This is a genomic window from Modestobacter caceresii (genome assembly GCF_000761485.1).
Taxonomy (GTDB): domain Bacteria; phylum Actinomycetota; class Actinomycetes; order Mycobacteriales; family Geodermatophilaceae; genus Modestobacter; species Modestobacter caceresii.
In genome coordinates, this window is record NZ_JPMX01000059.1 from 1 (window position 1) to 2586 (window position 2586).

Sequence of the window (2586 nt, forward strand, 5' to 3'; positions counted from 1 at the left end):
TGGACGCCGCCCACCGCGACCGGCTGGCCTACATCCGGATCTGCTCCGGCGTCTTCGAGCGCGGCATGGTCGTGACCAACAGCTCCACGGGACGCCCGTTCGCCACCAAGTACGCCCAGCACGTGTTCGGCCGCGAACGGGAGAGCATCGACCTCGCCCACCCCGGCGACGTCGTCGGCCTGGTCAACGCCGCTGCCCTCGGGGTCGGCGACACCCTGTTCACCGGCCCTCCGGTCACCTACCCACCGTTGTCGACCTTCGCGCCCGAGCACTTCGCCGTGGCCCGGGCGATGGACACCGGCCGGCACAAGCAGTTCCGGCGGGGGATCGACCAGCTGGAGTCCGAAGGGGTCGTGCAGGTCCTGCGCTCGGACCGCCGCGGCGACCAGGCACCCGTGCTCGCCGTCGTCGGCCCCATGCAGTTCGAGGTCGCCGCCCACCGGATGGAGCACGAGTTCCACTCACCGGTCGCGCTGGAACCGCTGCCGTACACGGTCGCGGTGCGCACCGACGCCGACTCCGCCCCCGCGGTCGCCGCGGCGCGTGGCGCGGAGATCCTGGCGCGCGGGAACGGGGAGCTGCTGGCACTGTTCCGGGACAAGTGGGACCTGCGCTCGCTCCAGCAGCGCAGCCCCGAGCTCACCCTCGAGCCCATGGTGGCCGCACAGCTCGACTGAGCCGCGCGACCGCGACACCCGTCCACGAGCAGCCGACGACGCCTGCCCTGTCTGCGCCGCAGACCCACCAGCCGCAGACCCACCAGGAGAGGCACTCCCACGTCCCGCTCGGTTCCCGCCCGCTCGCGTTCCACGACCCGCAGCCCCCGCCGGGACGGCCCCCGTGGACCCGAGGGCTTCTACGGCTGGCACATGGTGGGCGTCTCGGCGGTCGCGCTGGCAGCCACCGCGCCCGGGCAGACCGCGGCGATCTCCGCGTTCATCGACCCGATGACCGAGAACCTGGGCATCAGCCGGTCGGCCATCTCCACCGCCTACCTGATCGGCACGCTGATCGGCGCTGCGGCCATGCCCCTGGTCGGACGGGCACTGGACCGGTTTGGCACCCGGGCGACCATGGCCGTCATCGGCGCCGTCTTCGGCACGGTGCTGCTCGGCCTGGCCGCGGTCTCCGGCCTGGTCGGCCTGACCGCGGGCTTCGTCGGCGTCCGGATGGCCGGTCAGGGTGCCCTCGGGCTCACCGCGACGACCGCGGTCGCCGTCTGGTTCACCCGGCGCCGGGGGCTGGCGCTCGGACTCGTCTCCGCGACCGGTGCGGCGTGCATCTCCCTGGCGCCGATCGGGCTCGAGGCGCTCATCTCCGCCACCAGCTGGCGGACCGCGTGGGCGGTCGAGGGTGTGGCCGTGTGGCTGATCGTCGTCCCGCTGGCGCTGTTCGGCGTGCGCAACGACCCGGCGTCCCTCGGTCAGCGCCCGGACGGCGAGCAGGTCACCGATGCCGCCGCACCGGCGGCACCGGTGGGCCGCACGCTCGGCGAGGCGGTCCGGACGCCGTTCTTCTGGGTGGTCGTCTCGGGGGTCGCCGTCTCGGGGATGCTGTCCACCGCCGTCGCCTTCCACCAGATCGACCTGCTCGGCGAGCGGGGGCTGAGCGCTGGTGCCGCCGCGGCGAACTTCCTCCCGCAGACCGTGGCGTCCCTGCTGGCCACCTTGGCGATCGGTGCCCTCGTCGACCGGGTCAACAGCCGCTGGCTCACCAGCGCCTGCATGCTCGCCCTCACCGCCGGCCTGCTGTGGGGGACGTCGGTCGACCCGGGCTGGTCGGCGATCGGGTTCGGCGTGCTCATCGGCGCCTCCGGTGGCGCGATCCGCACCCTGGAGGCGGGCGCCTTCCCGCGCTACTTCGGGACCACCCACCTGGGCACCATCCGCGGGGTCGTGGCCGCGGTGAGCGTCGGCTCGACCGCCTTCGGGCCGGTGGCCTTCGCGGTGGTGCACGACGCCACCGACGGGTACGGCGCGGCCCTCCTCGGCGGAGCGGCCCTCCCGCTGCTGGTCGCACTGGCGGCCCTGGTGCTCCCCACGCCGACGCTGCCGGCACCCCCCGCCCCTACGCCGGAGGACGGCCCGATGCCGCCGGTGGACGCCGCACCCACGGTCGACCCCCTACCGCCGGTGGACGACTCGCCCGTCGTCACGGAGGAGTTCGGGTCCGCGCCTGCCACCGCCGGTCGCCCCCAGGCCGAGCCGGGCTGAGCGCCGTCCCGGGCCGACGCCCGATGGTCGCTGTGACCAACCACCCGTCGTGGTGATGCAACAACTACCTCACGTCAGGGTTAGATTGTCCCGGGCGTTCGCGCGGAGGAGCCCGCGCTCGGGTCGCTGTCGACCTGCGACCGATGCCCTCCCGACCCTCGGTGCACCGCCGCACCAACCCCTCGTAGGCACGCGCTCGCGCGGACCCCCGCGCCGACGGCGCACGACCCGAAGACGGTGGCATGTCCCTCCCGACCGCACTCTCCGCACTCGGCCGCCCCGCGTGGCTGGCGCCGAAGGTGGCCCGCACCGAGATCCTCGCCGGGATCGTCGTGGCCCTCGCGTTGATCCCCGAGGCGATCAGCTTCTCCAT

At 74.1% G+C, this 2586-nt stretch carries 1 protein-coding gene and 1 pseudogene; both read left to right on the top strand.

From position 1 onward, the window contains the following. Positions 1 to 677: pseudogene (locus tag IN07_RS13405) on the top strand (peptide chain release factor 3); the annotation flags it as partial. A gap of 192 nt (positions 678 to 869) precedes the next feature. Beyond that, positions 870 to 2213 (top strand): MFS transporter, encoded by a 1344-nt coding sequence (locus tag IN07_RS13410; RefSeq protein ID WP_064972410.1) that lies wholly within the window; start codon positions 870 to 872, stop codon positions 2211 to 2213. Positions 2214 to 2586 lie beyond the last annotated feature (373 nt).

Bases quoted from the DNA above. Each gene is read 5' to 3' on its own strand.
- IN07_RS13410 (WP_064972410.1), top strand. From the start codon at position 870: ATGGTGGGCGTCTCGGCGGTCGCGCTGGCAGCCACCGCGCCCGGGCAG.